The 17,696-nt window shown below is 62.3% G+C and carries 16 protein-coding genes; 3 read left to right on the top strand and 13 right to left on the bottom strand.

Annotated features, from left to right (window positions below; translation table 11 throughout):
- Positions 1 to 15: 15 nt before the first annotated feature.
- A complete protein-coding gene (locus ACPYOJ_RS25685) occupies positions 16 to 942 on the top strand; it encodes an amino acid ABC transporter substrate-binding protein (RefSeq protein ID WP_481418772.1) in 927 nt (308 codons plus the stop codon).
- A 157-nt stretch (positions 943 to 1,099) separates the two neighbouring features.
- On the opposite strand, the gene ACPYOJ_RS25680 is transcribed toward ACPYOJ_RS25685, so the two are convergent.
- From ACPYOJ_RS25680 to ACPYOJ_RS25620, 13 genes are all read right to left on the bottom strand, one after another.
- Entirely contained in the window at positions 1,100 to 2,176 is a 1,077-nt protein-coding gene (locus ACPYOJ_RS25680) for an ABC transporter ATP-binding protein (protein ID WP_481418771.1), read from the bottom strand.
- A gap of 1 nt (position 2,177) precedes the next feature.
- On the bottom strand, positions 2,178 to 4,106 hold the full coding sequence (locus tag ACPYOJ_RS25675; RefSeq protein ID WP_481418770.1) for a glycoside hydrolase family 127 protein: 1,929 nt from the start codon (positions 4,104 to 4,106) through the stop codon (positions 2,178 to 2,180).
- 27 nt (positions 4,107 to 4,133) lie between these two features.
- Positions 4,134 to 4,997: a carbohydrate ABC transporter permease gene (locus ACPYOJ_RS25670; RefSeq protein ID WP_481418769.1), complete on the bottom strand. Its 864-nt coding sequence runs from the start codon at positions 4,995 to 4,997 to the stop codon at positions 4,134 to 4,136.
- A complete protein-coding gene (locus ACPYOJ_RS25665) occupies positions 4,994 to 5,908 on the bottom strand; it encodes a carbohydrate ABC transporter permease (RefSeq protein ID WP_481418768.1) in 915 nt (304 codons plus the stop codon). Before ACPYOJ_RS25665 ends, ACPYOJ_RS25670 begins: the two co-directional genes overlap by 4 nt.
- An 84-nt stretch (positions 5,909 to 5,992) precedes the next feature.
- Complete coding sequence (locus ACPYOJ_RS25660; protein ID WP_481418767.1) at positions 5,993 to 7,231, bottom strand: ABC transporter substrate-binding protein; 1,239 nt, start codon at positions 7,229 to 7,231, stop codon at positions 5,993 to 5,995.
- A gap of 40 nt (positions 7,232 to 7,271) precedes the next feature.
- Positions 7,272 to 8,336, bottom strand: coding sequence for a LacI family DNA-binding transcriptional regulator (locus ACPYOJ_RS25655; protein WP_481418766.1), 1,065 nt, complete (start codon positions 8,334 to 8,336; stop codon positions 7,272 to 7,274).
- A gap of 123 nt (positions 8,337 to 8,459) precedes the next feature.
- On the bottom strand, positions 8,460 to 9,224 hold the full coding sequence (locus tag ACPYOJ_RS25650; protein ID WP_481418765.1) for a FadR/GntR family transcriptional regulator: 765 nt from the start codon (positions 9,222 to 9,224) through the stop codon (positions 8,460 to 8,462).
- A gap of 25 nt (positions 9,225 to 9,249) precedes the next feature.
- On the bottom strand, positions 9,250 to 10,317 hold the full coding sequence (locus ACPYOJ_RS25645) for a four-carbon acid sugar kinase family protein (protein WP_481418764.1): 1,068 nt from the start codon (positions 10,315 to 10,317) through the stop codon (positions 9,250 to 9,252).
- A complete protein-coding gene (locus tag ACPYOJ_RS25640) occupies positions 10,314 to 11,306 on the bottom strand; it encodes an ABC transporter ATP-binding protein (RefSeq protein WP_481418763.1) in 993 nt (330 codons plus the stop codon). Before ACPYOJ_RS25640 ends, ACPYOJ_RS25645 begins: the two co-directional genes overlap by 4 nt.
- Positions 11,306 to 12,310 carry an ABC transporter ATP-binding protein gene (locus ACPYOJ_RS25635; protein WP_481418762.1) on the bottom strand — a complete coding sequence of 335 codons (1,005 nt, stop codon included), beginning with the start codon at positions 12,308 to 12,310 and terminating at the stop codon, positions 11,306 to 11,308. The genes ACPYOJ_RS25640 and ACPYOJ_RS25635 overlap by 1 nt, the downstream gene beginning before the upstream one ends.
- Entirely contained in the window at positions 12,310 to 13,269 is a 960-nt protein-coding gene (locus tag ACPYOJ_RS25630) for an ABC transporter permease (protein ID WP_481418761.1), read from the bottom strand. Before ACPYOJ_RS25630 ends, ACPYOJ_RS25635 begins: the two co-directional genes overlap by 1 nt.
- Before the next feature lie 2 nt (positions 13,270 to 13,271).
- Positions 13,272 to 14,228 carry an ABC transporter permease gene (locus ACPYOJ_RS25625; protein ID WP_481418760.1) on the bottom strand — a complete coding sequence of 319 codons (957 nt, stop codon included), beginning with the start codon at positions 14,226 to 14,228 and terminating at the stop codon, positions 13,272 to 13,274.
- Between the two features lie 135 nt (positions 14,229 to 14,363).
- Entirely contained in the window at positions 14,364 to 16,004 is a 1,641-nt protein-coding gene (locus ACPYOJ_RS25620) for an ABC transporter substrate-binding protein (RefSeq protein WP_481418759.1), read from the bottom strand.
- A 278-nt stretch (positions 16,005 to 16,282) separates the two neighbouring features.
- Between ACPYOJ_RS25620 and ACPYOJ_RS25615 the strand changes: the two genes are divergently transcribed.
- Together ACPYOJ_RS25615 and ACPYOJ_RS25610 are read left to right on the top strand one after the other, a co-directional pair.
- Entirely contained in the window at positions 16,283 to 17,188 is a 906-nt protein-coding gene (locus ACPYOJ_RS25615; RefSeq protein ID WP_481418758.1) for a dihydrodipicolinate synthase family protein, read from the top strand.
- A gap of 12 nt (positions 17,189 to 17,200) precedes the next feature.
- Positions 17,201 to 17,696: exo-alpha-sialidase (locus tag ACPYOJ_RS25610; RefSeq protein WP_481418757.1), on the top strand; the 496-nt coding region annotated here is incomplete at its 3' end.

The following is a 17,696-nucleotide window of genomic DNA, read 5'->3' as shown; positions in this document are numbered from 1 at the left end:
CAGGGAGGACCAATCATGCCAACGAACAAAGGTCGCTGGACCGCAATAGTTGCCTCCATCTTCGTCGGGGCGATCGCATCGACCGCTTGGACGTCCGCTAACGCACAGACGCTGGACCGTATTCGCCAAAGCAGTTCGCTCAGGCTGGGGTACGACGCGGATGCGAGGCCGTTTTCGTTCAAAACGGAGCAGGGAGCGCCTGATGGCTATGCGGTCGCCCTCTGCAACAAGATTGCCGACAGCGTGAAGGCAGAGCTGAACCTGCCGCAGCTCAATGCCGAATGGGTTCCTCTTGCTGGTGATGCGCGGATGCGTGCCATACAGGATGGCGTTGTAGATCTCGTCTGCGGAGCTGAGCCTGTAACGCTCAGCCGCAGGCAGGAAGTCTCATTCTCGATCCCCATTTTCCCGAGCGGCACCGGGGCTGTCGTCAGCACCAGCGCGCCGCTGGCATTGCGCGAAGTCTTGGAATACGGCGAACCGTCGAGCCGTCCCGTCTGGCGCGGCGCGCCAGCCCGGACCATCCTTGAGCACAAGACGTTCTCGTCGGTCGCAGGCACCACAAGCGAGCGCTGGCTGTCCGACAAGATCAAGACCTTCCAGCTTGCCGCAACGACGACCCCGGTGGACAGCTATCAGCAGGGGATCGAGCGTGTCCTCGATGGTCAATCGGCTGTGCTTTTCGGCGACATGCCGCTCTTGATGGACGCCGCTGCCCGTAGCGACAATTCCGGTAATCTCATCGTCCTGGAGCGCCATTTCACCTATGAACCGCTTGGTCTTGAACTGGCGCGCGGAGACGAGGACTTCCGCCTGTCCGTCGACCGCGCCCTCAGCCAGACCTATGCTTCGGAGGGTTTCCGTACCTTCTTCGCAACATGGTTCGGCCCGCCGGATGAGGCGACCGTAACATTCTTCCGGCAGACGGCGCTGCCGGAATAGGAGCGTTTCTCACGACGTTCCGAATGCAACCGCGATGATTTGCCGAGGTGGCTCTGATCTCTCCGCTGCTGCCAGACAAGCCGCTGTCTGATCGACCGCGGGCTATTTGGGCAGGCTTTTTCGCCCGGCCAATCGGAGTATCACAGTCATATTGTTGTTATAGTGCCCTCGCTCCTCGTTCATCGAAGACACGCAGATCAGACGCTGCCGCCGCGAGGATGATTTCGGCGCCTGGTGCGATGGGGGCGGGGGAGCGATGTTCGACCGTCACCGGCTGGCGGTCGGCAAGCTGGCAGTAGAGGTATTGTGTTCCTCCGAGGTATTCCGAAAACTCGACACTGGCGCGCAAGATGCCATCCACATCACTGGATGCGACGCGCAGATGTTCCGGGCGGACACCGAAGGTCACGCTGCTACCCGGGCCAAGACTTTTGCCGGAGACGGGCGTTTGCAACGAATGTCCGCTGATGCCGATCTTGCCAGCACCCCGCCACTCGGCATTCAGCAGGTTCATCCGTGGCGATCCTATGAAACCGGCGACGAAAGTGTTCGACGGGTTCTCGTAGATCTCGCGTGGCGTTCCGGCCTGTTCGATGCGCCCGTCGCGCAGCACGACGATCTTGTCTGCCAGCGTCATCGCCTCCGTCTGGTCGTGCGTGACGTAGATCATCGTATTGCCGAGTTCGCGATGGAGGCGGGCGATTTCGATGCGCATCGAAACGCGCAGTTCCGCATCGAGATTGGATAGCGGCTCGTCGAAGAGGAACACCTCCGGCTTGCGGACGATCGCCCTGCCGATCGCCACGCGCTGGCGTTGGCCGCCGGAAAGCTGGCCCGGCCGCCGGTCGAGAAGATGGTCGATCTTCAGGATCGCGGAGGCAGCCTTGACGCGGACCTCGATCTCACTGCGGTCGGTATGCGCCATCTTCAGCCCAAAGGCGAGATTGTCGCGCACGCTCATATGCGGGTAGAGCGCGTAGGACTGGAACACCATGGCGATGCCGCGTTCGGAAGGATCGAGATCGGTGACGGTTCGTCCCTTTATCTCGATCTCCCCGTCGGTGACCTCTTCCAGGCCTGCGATCATGCGCAGCAGCGTCGACTTTCCGCAGCCGGAAGGTCCCACGAAGACGACGAAGGAGCCTTCGTCGATCGAAAGGTCGATCCCATGGATCACATCCAGACTGCCGAAGCTCTTGCGTATCCCGGTCAGTACGACGCCGGTATCAGCCATCTTATTCACCACGCACTTCGCCCGCTCTCACCCATACCAGCATCTCGCCGGGCGCGCGATTGTCCCAGAAGGGATAGGGCACGAAGCGGGCGGTCGTCTTCTTCGCCTTCGGCGGGGAGGTCCGGTAAAGCGCCGGTCCCCAATCGGCCTCGTCTCGCGTAACCGGTACGTCAAGCGCGATCGCACCGCCCATCCCTTCGATCTCATCGGTCTTGGCGGCGGTGACATCGGATGCAATCCTGATGCCGTTCAGGCCAGCGCCGTTGTCGGTTTCCTCGACGCAATAAACGAGCGGCCCGCGCATGACGGCCGTGCGGCCGGCATCCTGCCGGACCAGCGGATTGGCGAAGAGCGTGCGGGCAACGAGCGGAACGTCGAGGTCGACATGATCGCCGGCTTTCCATTCGCGTTCGATGCGGGCATAGCCGTCGACCGTGACGGCAGCGAGATCGAACGCCTCGCCGTTGACCTTGAGTGTGGCGCCGTCGGCCCATTCCGGAATGCGAAGGGAAAGCGCAAACCTCGACGGCCTGTCAGGCGACACGTCGAAGCGGATCGCGCCCTTCCAGGGATAGTGGGTCTTCTGGGAAAGTTCGACCTTCGCACCGGCGAGCTCGAAGCGCGCTTTGCTTTCCCCATAGAGGTGGACGGCGATCTCGTCTTCGGCAACCGCATACATGTAGGAGCCGACGGAAGCTAGCAGGCGGGCGATGTTCGGCGGGCAGCAGGGGCAATGGTGCCAGATCCACCGGTGGTGCTTGCCGGCGCTTTCCAGCGGGTTTTCGTAGAAGAACCGCGTGCCGTCGAGCGAGAGACCGGCCATGGCGCCGTTATAGAGGGCCTGTTCCATGATGTCGGCATAGCGCCGGTTCGGGCCGCGGCCCAGCATGCGGCTGGCCCAGAAGACGAGGCCGACGGAGGCGCAAGTCTCGGCATAGGCGCTCTCGTTCGGCAGGTCGTAATAGTCGGTGAAGCCCTCGTTGGATGCCGCCGGCCCGATGCCGCCGGTGATGTACATCTGCTTGGTGGTGAGATCGTCCCAAAGAGTCTCAAGCGCTGCCGTCAGCGTGTCGTCATTATATTCGGTGGCGATATCGGCCATGCCGGCATAGAGGTACATGGCGCGCACCGCGTGGCCGACGACCTTCTTCTGCTCGCGGACCGGAAGATGCGCCTGGCCATATTCATAGGTCTTCTGGTGGAAGTCGGCGGCGCTGCGGCTGTCGCGGATTGCCTCCTCGGTGAAGAAATGCGGCTCCTTGCCGCGCTCGTCGATGAAGAACTTCGACAGGTCGAGATACTTCTTCTCGCCCGTCACGCGCGCCAGCTTGACCAGTGCAAGCTCGATCTCCTCATGGCCGCAATAGCCGGGAATCTGGCCTTCGCCATGGCCGAAAACCCTGATCATGTAGTCGGCAAAGCGGCTCATGATGTCGAGCAGCTTCCGCTTTCCGGTGGCCTGGTAATAGGCGACGGCGCCCTCTATCAGATGGCCGGCGCAATAGAGCTCGTGATGGTCGCGCAGGTTTGTCCAGCGGCGGTCCGGCTGGACGCGCTGGAACCAGGCGTTCAGATAGCCATCCTTGTCCTGCAGCTTCTCGTACATGTCAATGATCTGGTCGACGCGGGCTTCGAGCTTCGGGTTCGAGCGACGGTAGAGGGAGTAGGCGACGGTCTCGATCGACTTGCCGAGATCGCTGTCCCAGAACATCTGCGTCGTGCCGCCCCAGGGGCCGATCGGAATGACGATGCCGGGGCTTGGCTGGTTCACGTCGATGGCGCGCAGCATTCCGGCCTCGACACAGCGGTCGAGCAGCGTCTCGGCCGTTGAATCGCAGATGGCATCCTGCCGGTCTCCGAAGAGACCCTGCAACTCGACGCCCGGAACGGGCAGGGGGCGGAACTGGCGGTCTCTCTTCAGCTTGTTCATGGCTTCATCCGTTTCGTTGAAAGATCATCATTTCACCGCGCCGGCCATCAGCCCGCGCATGTAGTAGCGTTGCAGGAGCAGGAAGACGATCAGGCAGGGGATCGTCATGACGATGACGCCGGCCTGGACCGCTCCCCAGTTGACCGCGCCGAGCCGGCCGGCACGAACTGCCGTCATGAGGACGGGCAGCGTGTATTTCTCGTTGCTGGAGAGCAGCACGAGGGCGGCCAGGAATTCGTTCCAGGCATTCAGGAAGGCAAAGATCGCAACCGTCGCGACGCCCGGAAGCACCAGCGGCAAAAGTACCCGGGCAAGCAGCTTGAGGTCGCGGGCGCCGTCTATGCGCGCTGCCTCCTCGATTTCCTTCGGCACGGCGTCGAAGGCATTGCGCATCATGAAGACGGAAAAGGGCAACTGCAGTGTCACATAGACGAGCGTCAGCCCGAGCAGCGAATTGTTGAGGCCGAGCCTGGCGAGGATGATGAAGAGGGGCGTCAGGATCGACTGGAACGGGATCATCAGCGTGGCGATGATCAGCACGAAAAGGGCGTTCTTCAGCGGGAAGCGGTAACGGGAGAAGCCGTAGCCGGCAAGCAGGCTGACGGCGACGGTCAGGACCACCGTCGCCAGCGAGACGAAAAGCGAATTGACCATATGCCGCCATATGCCGGCACCGAAGCTGTCGAGCACGGCATAGGCATCCAAGCTCACGCCGCTCGTCGGCCATGGCGGTAGGGGCGGCAGGCCGGACTCCGTCCCGTGCCGGAAGGAGGCAAGCAGCGTGATGACGAAGGGCGCCAGGAAGAAGATGGAAATGGCGATACCCGTCACATGATAGGCGGAGGCGGCGCGGAGGGCCTTGCGCGCGCGTCTTTCCTTGGTTGAGATCATGGCCTTTCCTCCCCGACCCGCAACAGCCAGAGCTGCACGATGCTGATCGCGACAAGGATGGCGAGCAGGGCGATCGAGAGTGCTGCGCCATAGCCGAGATTGAAGGACACGAAGGATTGGTTGAAGATGTAGTAGACGACCGAGATCATCTTGTTCTGCGGCCCGCCTGACGTCATGATGTAGAACTGGTCGAATGCGAGGATCGAGCCGGTGACGGAGACGATGAGCGCCAGCGCGATCGTGCGGCGCATCAGCGGCAGCGTCAGGTGCCTGAACCGCTGCCAGCGACCGGCGCCGTCGATTCGCGCGGCCTCCGTCAGCTCCGCCGGGATCGCCTGCAGACCGGTAAGCAGGATGATCATAGTGAAGCCGGCGATCTTCCAGACCACCATCACGATGATCGTCAGGAAGGCGGTGTCAAAGTTCGCCATGATGTTCGGGCTGCGCTCGACGATGCCGAGCGCGCGCAAAGCCGGACCGAAGAAGCCGCTATCGACATTGGCAAGCCACACCCAGAGCAGCGATGCGGTGGCAAGCCCGACGACGACCGGCAGGAAGATGATGGTGCGATAGGTGCCGACGAAGCGGCGTTGCCGCTCAACGAAGAGCGCCAGAGGAAAGGCGACGGCGAAGATAGCAATGGTGACGATCACCGTATAATAGGCCGTGAAATTGAGCGCGGCCATGAAGCGGTTGTCGTGGAACATGCGGGTATAGTTGGCAAAGCCGATCCAGCGGGAGGCACCCATCAGCGGCCAGTTGTGGAGGCTCATCCAGCCGGTGAAGAGCACGGGCATGACGAAGAAGACGATGACGAGCGCCATGGCCGGCGCAATGTAGAGAAGGCCGCGCCACTGCGACTTCCGCCGTCTTCGGGCTGCGCCTATGCGCTGCGCACCGGAACCGGTCATCGAAACCTCCGCATTTCATGATGTCGATCAGTCGAGGGGTCGGCCGGGGAACTGCCACCGCTCCCCGGCCACGGCCGGGAGAGATTATTGGCCGCTGTCTATGATCGACTGCATCTCGGATTGTGCATTCGAGAAGGCTCCATCGACGTCGTCGCCGTAGATCGCGGCATTGGTGAATGTCGCCCAGGGACCGTTGGCGCTGTTGATGAGGTCGTTGAACTGCAGCGTATAGGGCGTCTTGGCAACAGAGATCGCCTTCAACCCCACCTGCATCCGCGGATCGAGACCTGCGAGCACCTGCTCGGCTATGTCGCCGCGCGTCGGCAGGCTGCCGTATTTTGCCATCACCTTCTGGCCGTCCATGGAATAGATGTATTCGAGGAATTCCTTCACGCCGTCGAGCTTCTTCGTGCCCTTGGTGATGACGAAGTTATCGCCGCCCGCAAAGGAAGAAGGCTTGCCGTCGACGCTGGGGATCAGCGTCACGCCGAAGTTGATCTCGGGATGCTGGGTCACCAGGGTGCCGATCGCGAAGGCGCCGAGGCTCTGCTGCCCGATCTTGCCGTTCGGGAAAGTCAGGAAGTTAACGCCATTGTCGCTTGCCGCACCTGCCGGCACGAGGTCCTTCTTGACCATGTTGCGATAGATATCGACGGCCTTGCGCATCTGCGGCGTATCGAGCGTCGCAGTCTTGCCGTCCTCAGAGAGAATATCGGCGCCCGCGCCCCAGACGAGTGGCGTGAAGGTGAAGATCATGCAACCGCCGCAGCTGCCGCCGGAGAAATAGAAGCCGTAGGTATCGTCGCCGAGCTTGCGGATCTTCTCTGCGTTGGCCGTAATCTCTTCCCATGTGGCCGGTGCCTTTTCAGGATCGAGCCCGGCCTTCTTGTAGAGATCCTTGTTCCAGGCGAAGACCGAGGTCTCGACGGAGAGCGGCAGGCCGTAGATGCGGTCCTGGTAGGTGCCGAGGCGCACATGCGAGGGCGAAAGCGAATTGAAATAGGGAAGCTGCTTGGCCCAGTCGGTGAGGTCCTCGAGCTGACCGGCGGCGGCAAAGGCCGGTGTGTAGATCAGATCCATCGACAGTGCATCGGGCGCCTGGCCGCCGGCGATCGCGGTCGCATATTTTTGTACCAGTTCACTGAAGGGCACTTCGGTCGCGACGACCTGGTTCTCGTGGCTGGTGTTGTAGGCCTCGACGACCTTCTTGAAGGCATCGCCGATGCCGGTCCGGACCCACATTTCGATTTTTTCGGCTGCCGAGGCGCCGGACGCCAGGCAGAGGGTGGCAACGCTCGTCGCCAACAAAAGACGCTTGATCATGGCACTCCTCCCAATATGGCGCGTCTCCTTCGCGCCGTTGCTATATTCCGAGGGTGTCCCCCCCGCATGACTGCCGCACGATAAGCCTGCACGGCAATTTCCTGATGCCGGGCTCCACCATCCGGCCTTCCGCCAGGGCAAGAACCGTAAGCCCCGCCTGACGTCCCAATTCCCTCAATTCCATGTCCACCGTCGTCAGCGGCGGCCGCGTCTGGGCCGCGACGATCTCCCAATTGTCGAAGCCGACCACCGAGACGTCCTGCGGAACCTTGATGCCTCTCTCCCGCAGAGCATCGATGACGCCCCGTGCGATCTGATCGTTGCCGCAGAAGATCCCATCCGGTCTCTCCGCAGCGCGGTTCCATATCGCCGCTATCGCATCGTGGCCCCAGCTCTCGGACCAGACGCCAGACATGACTTCCGCATCCCGACCGACGATCGCCCGGTAGGAGGCCGCACGCTCGCGAACCGAGAAGAAGTCCTCGGGCCCGGTGATATGGACGATCCGTCGCCGTCCAAGCTTGCGCAGCCACTCGACCGCCAGCCTGGCACCTTGCTCGTCATCCGACCGGAAGCTCACGCTATCTGGCGCTCCCTCCGTGAAGGCGTAGACGACCGGCACATGCAAATTGGACAAATCCACCGGCAACCGTCTGTCAAGACGCTTTCCCGTCGCGATTATCCCGTCCACCTGTTTGTCGAGCATCGCCTCGACATGAACCTGGCCGAGAGCGGGATCGTCTTCGATCGCGCACAGGAAAACCGAAACGCCGTGATCGACGAGAGCCTCGGATATGCCCGCCATGACCGGCAGCGTGAAGCGGCCGTAAGTGTCGTTCGTCAGGAGTCCGATCGTGAAGCTCCGCTTGCTGAGGAGACCCCTTGCCAAGGCATTCGGCCGGTATCCGATCTCCGCGGCGATACGCTTCACGCGTTCACGCGTGTCATCGGTCATTCGGCCGGTATCGTTCAGCGCTTTCGATGCTGTCGATATGCTAATTCCGGCAGCCCTCGCCACTTCGTGAATGGTGGTCCTGCCTGTTTTTTTCCCCGTGAGTATCAGCTGCTCCTCCGTCGCACCTGAGATGAGAAAAGCTTTTACCACGACGCTTGTCAAGCGGGAAAAGGTTTTCTCGCAAGGTGGCTGGGATGCGAAGGAGAGCAGCCTGCAGCTCCTCGTCCTCGAAGGCGCGACCTCCCCGGTGTCGATGCGAAACTTCGAAAGACCTCAGAAGGACAGATCGAGCACGCGGCCTTCGAAAAGGCGGTCTCGGGAGCCTTCGAGATGCGCGCGCATCAGGTCGCGCGCCTCGTCGGCTCTGCCCTCGGCAATGGCCTTGTAGATGGCATTGTGCTCCTGGAATACCTGTTCGAGGCCCTGGCGGGGGCCGAGCAGCGAGAGGCCGTGAAGATGCATGCCGACGGCGATATGCGCTTTCAGGGCGTCGATCGAGGCGGTGTAATAGTGATTGTTGGCAGCCTCGGTGACGGCGCGATGGAAGATGAAGTCGGCATCGGCGCGATGCAGCTGGTGGCTGGTCGCTTCCCTCAGATCGGCAAGCGCGTCGGCGATCTTCTGAAGCGCTGCCTCATCCCGGCGTTTGGCCGCGAAATAGGCGGCCGCCGGCTCGATCGTCAGGCGGAATTCGTAGCAGCGCTGGATATCGGCGATCGTCTTGACCGGCGAATAGGCGAGCTGCGCCGTCGGCGAGCCCTGTGCGCTGACGAAGGTGCCGGCTCCCTGACGGGCGTAGACGATCCCTTGTTCACGCAGTCGGGCCAAGGCATCGCGGACGATCGGACGTGAAACGCCGAGCATCGAAGCAAGCTCGTGCTCGCCCGGCAGACGGGAATCCGGCGGATAATTGCCGGTCCGGATGCGCTCCAGGAGCTGGTCGAAAACGCGGTCGACCAGTTTCACGGCCTTGCCGCGTTCCGGCCGCGGCGGTGCCCCCGCCTGCGAATTCACTGATGCGCCGTTCGCTTCATCCACTCTCATTCTCCCTGCTGGCATCCGTCTATGCCGCCTGATTTCGGGGAACCAGTCTTAGCAAACTATCGGAATTGCCAAAGCCTCCCGACTTGATGGCGCAACGGAACTGCCGTCCTGCGCCATCGGTCAGATCGAACCAGGGAATGCCGGCTTCGATCTCGCCTTTCGGCCGAACGACCCGCACCCCCAATCCGCGAAAGACGGCAAGCGCGGTATCCCCGCCGCCGACCATCAGCATTTCCGGCCCCGTCACAACTATGACCGATTTCACACCCTGCGCAAAGCGCGCCGCGACCTGCGCAGCCTCATGCGATATTTCTCCTGTGCAACGCAAGAGCGCAGGCAGCCGTATATTCCCGACCGGTTCGACTTCTCCCATCGGTGCATCGATCACGGTCGCCAGGGTTCCGGAACTTTCCAGCCGTTCCATCTGGCGGGCGGTGATCGGATCGCGCGAGCCGAACGCAAAGAGCGTTTCCGCCCGAACTTCGAAACCCTGGTGCTGGGTACCGGCGTGGCCGCGGCCGAGATGGCGGGCGAGGGCGGCGCCAAGACCGCGCGCCCCGACGGCGAGAACCGATGCCCAGTCGTTTTCCGCCACGATCCGGTCGAGGTCCGCATCGCTTTCGGCATCCCCAATCGCGAGTCTTTCGGAGCGTCCGGCAAAGAGAGCGGCAATCGGCAAGGGCGTGTCGACGCCGCGTCCGACGACAGAGCCGCCGGAGGTAAACCGTTGCTGATCCGGGATTGCCGGTGCAATCAGGATGCTTTCGCGCTCGAATACGCCAGCAAGCGCCGCACTTTCGGCGGCGACATTTCCCTTCAGCCTGGAATCGATCTTCTTCATGACGATCGCCGGAGCCGCAGCCGCAAGCTTTTGACCGGCGGCCCGGACCACTTTGGTCGCCTCGTCGCCGGAAAGCGCCCGCGAGGCCGTGTTGACGACGACCACTTCAGCGCCTGTGGCAATGGCTTCCTCGATCGCCCCTGCGTCCACGGCGACGGCGACAGACAGGCCCGCCTCGACGAAGGGCGTGCCGGTGTCGAGCGAGCCCGTCAGATCATCGGCGATCACGGCAGCCTTCAAGCTCATGCGGTCTGTCCCGGATTGACGGCATGGCAGGCGACGAGATGGCCGGGCTTTGCCTCCGTCCAAGCCGGCACCACCTTGCTGCAGACCTCCATGGCGATCGGGCAGCGTGTATGGAAGCGGCAACCGGATGGCGGGCTGAGGGGGCTCGGCACATCGCCCTGCAGGATCTGGCGCTTGCGGTTCCTCTCATGCTCCGGGTCGGTTTCGGGCACAGCCGAAAGCAGCGCCTTTGTATAGGGATGCAGCGGGTTGTCGAAAAGCTCCTCGCGCGTCGCAAGCTCGGCCAGCCGACCGAGATACATGACGCCGACGCGGGTGCTGATATGGCGTACGACGGCGAGATCATGGGCGATGAAGAGGTAGGTTAGGCCGTATTTTTCCTGCAGGTCGAGTAGCAGGTTGATGATCTGCGCCTGGATCGAGACGTCGAGCGCCGAGATCGCCTCGTCGCAGACGATGAATTTCGGCTGGCAGGCGAGCGCGCGGGCGATCGCGACACGCTGGCGCTGGCCGCCGGAAAGCTCGTGCGGATAGCGCTGCGCAAAGCGTGGCGGCAGACCGACATCGGTCAGGAGGGCCGCGACGCGGTCCTTCAGCTCTGCCTTCGTGGCGAGCTTGTGGAAGAGGATGGGTTCGGCGATCGCCTCGCCGATCGTCATGCGGGGATTGAGCGTCGAATAGGGATCCTGGAAGACGATCTGCAGGTCGCGCCGGAAGGGACGCATCTGCTTCTCGCCGAGCGTGGCCAGATCCTGGCCCTTGTAGACGACCCGGCCGCTGGTGGCGCGATAAAGATTGAGGATGGTGAAGCCGGTCGTCGATTTGCCGCAGCCGGATTCACCGACGAGGGAGAGCGTCTCGCCTTCCATGATGTCGAGGTCGACGTTGTCGAGCGCATAGACGGTGGCCGCGCGTTCTCCGAAGGCGCCGAGCTTGACGTGGAAATGCTTGACCAGGCCTTCGACCTTGAGGAGCGGTTGCGCACCCATCATGCAGCCTCCTGCATTCTCTGAACGACGAAACATGCGGCGCGGTGATCGCTGGCGCCGGCGAGTGGCTCGAGCTTGGGCACCTGCTCGTGGCAGATCGCCTCGGCCAGCGGACAACGCGGCGCAAACGGACATCCCTTCGGCCGGCGACCGGGCTCCGGCGGCGTCCCGCCGATCGAACTAAGCCGGCTTGCCGGCGCATCCGAAAGCTTGGGGATCGAGGAAAGCAGGCCGCGCGTGTAAGGATGGCTCGGGCGGGCATAAAGCTCGTCCACCGGTGCATCCTCGACGACGGTGCCGGCATAGAGAACGGCGACGCGATCGACGAGACCGGCGATCAGCGCCAGATCGTGGGTGATCCAGACGACGGACATGCCGAGCTTGGCCCGCAGTTCCTTCACGAGATCGACGATCTGCGCCTGGATCGTCACGTCGAGCGCCGTGGTCGGCTCGTCGGCGATCAAAAGCTTCGGATTGCAGGCAAGGCCGATCGCGATCATCACGCGCTGGCGCATGCCGCCCGAAAGCTCGTGCGGATAAGCCATCAGCCGCTCTTCCGGGCCTGGGATGCCGACGAGGCGCAGCAACTCGACGGCACGGGCGCAGGCCTCCGCCTTGCTTATCTTGCTGTGATAGATCAGCGGCTCGCAGATCTGGTCGCCGACGCGCATGACCGGGTTGAGCGAGGTCATCGGGTCCTGGAAGACGAAGCCGATATCGCCGCCTCGCACCTTGCGCAGCTCCGAATTCGACATCTTCTGCAGGTCGCGGCCGTTGAAATCTGCGCTCCCCTTGGTGACCTTGATCTTGTTCGGCAGGAGCCGCATTAGGCTCAGCATGGTCAGACTTTTACCGCAGCCGGATTCGCCGACGACGCCAAGGGTTTCGCCCTTGTTCACGTGAAGGTCGATACCGTCGACCACCACGGCTGGGCCACGCCTGGTTTCGATCTCGACGGTGAGGTCGCGGACGTCGAGAAGGCGCTCATTCGTCTTGGTGTTCATCACTTGCTCCCCCGCGGATTGAGTGCATCGTTGAGGCCATCGCCGAGGAAGCTGAAGGCAACCGAGGCAAGGCCGAGCACGGCCGCCGGGGCGGCAAGGAGATGCGGATAGTGCTGCCAGACACGCAGGCCGTCCGAGATCATGTTACCCCAACTGGGCGTCGGCGGATTGACGCCAACACCGAGGAAGCTGAAGGCGCTTTCGAGAACCATGGCAGTGCCGAGACCGGCGCTGACGGAGACGATCAGCGGACCCAGCGCATTCGGCACGATATAGCGCTTGATGATGATCCAGTTCGACAGACCGAGCGCCTGCGCCGCCGTGATATAGGGCCTGTTGCGGATGGAAAGCACCTGCGCGCGTACCAGGCGGGCATAGGGTGGCCAGGAGATCAGCGCCATCGATCCGAAGACGAGGATGAAATCTACCCATACCGTCTGGCGGTAGAAGGGGTTGAGCGTCTCCAGGTAGCGCGCTTCCATCCACCTAGTGATCGGCGACTTCAGCGAGGCGTTGATGACGACGACGAGCAGAAGATTGGGGACCGACATCGTCACATCCGTCAGCCACATGATGACGCGGTCGAAGGGATTGCCGAAGAAGCCGGCAACAGCGCCAAGAGTAAGCCCGATCAGCACCGCGAAGACGGTGACGATGACGGCGACCAGGAAGGCGGTGCGCGTGCCGTAGACGACGCGGCTGAAGACATCGCGGCCGAGATCATCCGTCCCGAAGAGATGCGAGAGGGAAGGGGCCGAGTTTCTGGCTGCGAGATCCTGGCTCAGATAATCGTACGGCGTGAGATAGGGACCGAAGATCGCCGCGAAGCCGAGGATCAGCACGACGGCGAGGCCGAAGAGCGCGAGCTTGTTGCGCTTCAGGCGGTGCCAGGCATCGCGCCATAGGTTGACCGGCGGCTCGTCGACCGTCTCGACCGTGGAGAGGGGAATGGCGGACATGATCAGCGGCTCCTTCTCGAATCGCCGGCGCGCGGATCGAGCAGCGGATAGAGCACATCGACCAGCAGGTTCGACACCATGACCAGGAAAGACCCGATCAGCGTGATCGCAAGAATGACGGGATAATCGGAATTGGTGAGTGCCTGCACGGTCAACCGGCCGAGGCCCGGAAGACCGAAGACGAGCTCGACGAAGATCGCGCCGTTGACGATCGTGATCATGATGAGGCCGAGCTGGGTGACGACCGGTGTCAGCACCGGGCGCAGGATATGCTTCAGCGCGACGACAATCTCCGGCACGCCCTTGGCGCGGGCGGTGCGGACGAAATCTTCCGACAGCACCTCGATGACGGCGGCGCGCGTCTGGCGCACGATGAGCGCGATCGGCTGGAAGGACAGCACGATGAGCGGCAGGATGATGCGCACGTCGAAGATGCCACCCCAGCCATAGGGCACCTTGATCATCGGCAGAAGCACGATCAGCCCCACCATCAGAAGCGGGCCGGCGACATAGGCGGGGACCGCCCAGAGGAAGAGCGCCGAACCGAGGATCGTGTAGTCGATGCGGCTGTTCTGGTTGAGCGCGGCAAGCATGCCGAGCGGAATCGCCACCACGGCCGTCAGGACGATGGCACAGAGCGCGAGCTGGAAGGAGACCGGTGCTGCGGCCGAAACCATTGCCCAGACCGAACGGCCGGAGGTCAGTGAATTGCCGAACTGGCCATGCAGCAGGTTCCAGATGTAAAGGCCGAATTGCTCGATGAAAGGCTTGTTAAGACCGGCGCTCTCGCGGATGGCTTCGATCTTCTGCGGATTATAGGCGACGTCGCCCGGCGCGCGAAGGAAGATCAGTTTGATCGGATCGCCGGCGCCGTAGAAGGCCATCGCATAGACGGCCATCATCACGACCAGTACCGACGGTATCCAGATGGCGAACCGCGTTAGCACATAGCGTAGCAAGGCCACCTCCCACTCTTGCCCGGCGCATGACTGGCGGGAACACCGCAGATGGCCGGTTCTTCTCGAAAGATGCGCGAAGACCCTGCGGCCTTCGCGCCGATGTCAGGCCGTCTCAGGCGGCCTTGGTCGTTGCGGTCAGCCGATGGAAACGTCCCAGGGCGCCACGACCTGCCAGTCAAGGTTCTTCTCCATGGCCTTGACGTCCTTGGTTGCCCAGCGGGACATCGCCTGAGAATACCACGGAATGAACGCCCAATCCTCGCGGAACGCCTTCTGTGCCTCCTGGGCGAGCTTCACGCGGTCCGGATCGTCGGTGGACTTGGTCGCAGCCTCGGCAAGCAGGCTGTCCACCTTGTCGTTCTTGTAGCCGCCGAGCTTGTTCTGGGCGTTGGACGAGGTGGAGGCGATGGAGCCGGCAAGATAGGAAGCTGCATCGGGAACGCGCGTGCCGACGTCGTCGCGGAAGATCTGCACGGAGTTCTGGTCCGGTCCCGCATAGGCGTCTTGCTGCGGCTTCATGTCAACGGCGGTGATGCCGAGGTTCTGGCGCCACTGCTCGGCGATGAACTGTGCAGCTGCCTCGATCGCCGGAGCCGAAATGCCGACGAACATGATCTTCGGCAGACGTTCCGGTCCACCATACTTCGATTCCGCCAAAAGCTTTTTGGCGCCTTCCGGATCGTAAGGGAAGGGCTCGAAGCCGGAATTGTCGGCGCCCGGAACCGAGTTCAGGATCTGGTCCGCCTTCTTGTGCGGTCCATCGGGATAGGAGGCCTTGAACAGGCCGTCGCGATCGACCGCCATGATCAGCGCCTGGCGCACCTTCGGGTCGTCCATTGGCGCGCGGGAGATGTTGAACCAGAAATGCTGGCTCGTCGGAATGATCGGGCCGGCGGAGAATTCCGGGCCAAGATCCTGGATGATCGTCGAGGTGACGAGCTCCGTATGGGCATTGTATTCGCCCGACTTGATGAGCTGCGTTGCCGTGACGTTGTCTTCGATTGAGGCAATCTCGATGCGGGCGAGCTTCGGCTTCGGTCCGAAGAAGTTCTCGTTCGGCTCGAAGGTCAGCGTGCCGGCGTCGATATCGATCGCGGTCAGCTTGAACGGGCCGGAATAGACCGCACTGTTGTCGGGCTTGTACCAGTCTGCGACTTCCTCGCCATCGCTGCCCTTGGACTGCGAAGCCTTGGTGATCGGGATGATGTGGTTGGCAAGGCGCATGAAGAAGATCGGGTCAGCTTCGGTCAGCGTGACGACGACCGTACCCTCGTCCGGGGTGGCAACACCGGAGATCTCCGTGGCAGAGCCTGCGCCGAGTTCCTTGTAGCCTTGAACCTTGCTCAGCACCTGGTCGGCGCGCTGGCTCTTGGTGTTCGGCATGGAAGCGACTTCCCACGAACCCTTGATATCGGCCGAGGTAATCTTGCTGCCATCGGAGAACACGGCCTTCGGATCGATCTTGAAGGTCCAGACCTTCTTGTCGGGCGATTCCCAGCTCGTGAAGACGTAGGGCTTCAGCTTGCCGTCGGCGTCGAAATACATCGGCGAGGCCCACCAGAAGGAATTCCAGCGAAAGGTTCTGCCGCCGCCGCGCAGCGGCGACCAGTCCTGGTCGAAAGCCGGGTTGATAGCCTTAAGCACCTGGCCTTCCTGCGCCTTCACGATGCGGGCGCTTGCGCCGAAAAGAGTGAAGCCGACGCCGGCGGCCAGCCCAAGCTTGAGGGCTTCGCGGCGGGAAATCTGCGAAATGCTTTGGTCGTTGCGAATTGTCATTTGCTCCTCCGTGGCAAGCAGCGCGCTTGTTCGAAAGACCCTCCCCGAAGCCGCGCGACATGGCGTAAAGAGTTGCGCGATAATGTAAATCTGTCAATAAAAAATAACGAAGCGACCGTCGAAACCGCATAACTCAATAATTAATATAGAAAAATCAATAAATTAAAATCCAACGCGCGGTTTTCTAAAATTTGTAAGATTGACAACTCCGGCACGTTGCGATGAATTCAGCACGGTAGGAACGTGCCGGGAAGGCCCGGTTTGAAGAGGAGGATACTTTGAGCGATCACAAGATTACAGGCGTCTACAGCGCCGCCACGACCCCTCTCAATGCCGATGGCAGCCCCGATCTCGGCCTCTTCACCGAACACTGCCGGAGGCTGATCAGCGAAGGTTGCCACGGCGTCGCGTTGCTTGGCACCACCGGCGAGGCCAACTCCTTCTCTTCGGCCGAGCGGCGCACCATCCTCGAAGCGGCGCTTGAGGCCGGCATCCCCGCGGACCAGCTTCTGCCCGGCACCGGCGTGGTTGCCATTCCGGAGACGGTCGAACTCACCAAGCATGCGCTCTCGCTCGGCGTTACCAAGGTGGTGATGCTGCCGCCCTTCTACTACAAGGGCGTCTCCGACGACGGGCTGTTCGCCGCCTATGCGCAGGTGCTGGAGAAGATCGGCGACAGCCGCCTCCAGGTGATCCTCTATCATATTCCGCAGGTTTCCGGCGTTCCGCTCTCCATTCCGCTGATCAGCCGGCTGGTCGAGGCCTTCCCTGAAACCGTGGTCGGCATCAAGGAATCTGCAGGCGATTTCAACAACATGCAGGCAATTATCGCGGCCTGCCCGGGCTTCTCGGTGCTCTGCGGTGCCGATCCGCTGCTGCTGCCGCTTCTGAAGGCCGGCGGCGCCGGCTGCATCACCGCAACCTCCAACCTCGTCGCGAATTCGCTGCGCACCGTCTACGATCATGTTCATGACGAGACGCGTGCTGCCGAGGTCGAAGCTGCGCAGGCGCGCATCAACGCCTTCCGCACGCTGTCGAACTCCTATGTCCAGATCCCGACGATCAAGGCCATGGTCGGTCTGAAGACCGGCAATACTGCCTGGAAGCGTACGCGGCCGCCGCTGGTGCCGCTCAGCGATGCCGAATATGCGACGCTCGCCGAAGGTTACGCGAAGCTGCCGTAAGGGAGGAAACTCATGCAAGCTACAGGCCTGCTGCCGGAGGAGGTTCCGGCTCTGATGGATGGGACGCTTCGGCCAAATGGCGCTCAGCCCGGCCGTTTCGATGCCTATCTGCCGTCTCCGTGCATTCAAAACCATGCCGCCAACCTCGCTTTCCTGGCCGACGGCACGCTTACCTGCGTCTGGTTCGGCGGCACGATGGAGGGCATGGGTGACATCTCCATTTACATGTCGCGGCTTGCGCCGGGAGCCGATCGCTGGTCCAAGCCGGAGAAGATGTCGGATGATCCGGCGAAATCCGAGCAGAATCCGTTGATTTTCACCGCGCCGGATGGCCGGGTCTGGCTGCTCTATACCTCGCAGACGTCCGGCGATCAGGATGGCGCAGTTGTCAAATGCCGGATTTCCGAGGATGGCGGCAAGACCTTCGCACCGGCCTATGTTCTCTGCGACGTGCCGGGCACCTTCGTGCGCCAGCAGATTGTCGTGAACCGCAGCGGCGACTGGCTGC

It is taken from the genome of Rhizobium sp. SVR5-9E (assembly GCF_056755095.1).
This window is presented reverse-complemented; position numbering and strand designations above follow the sequence as displayed.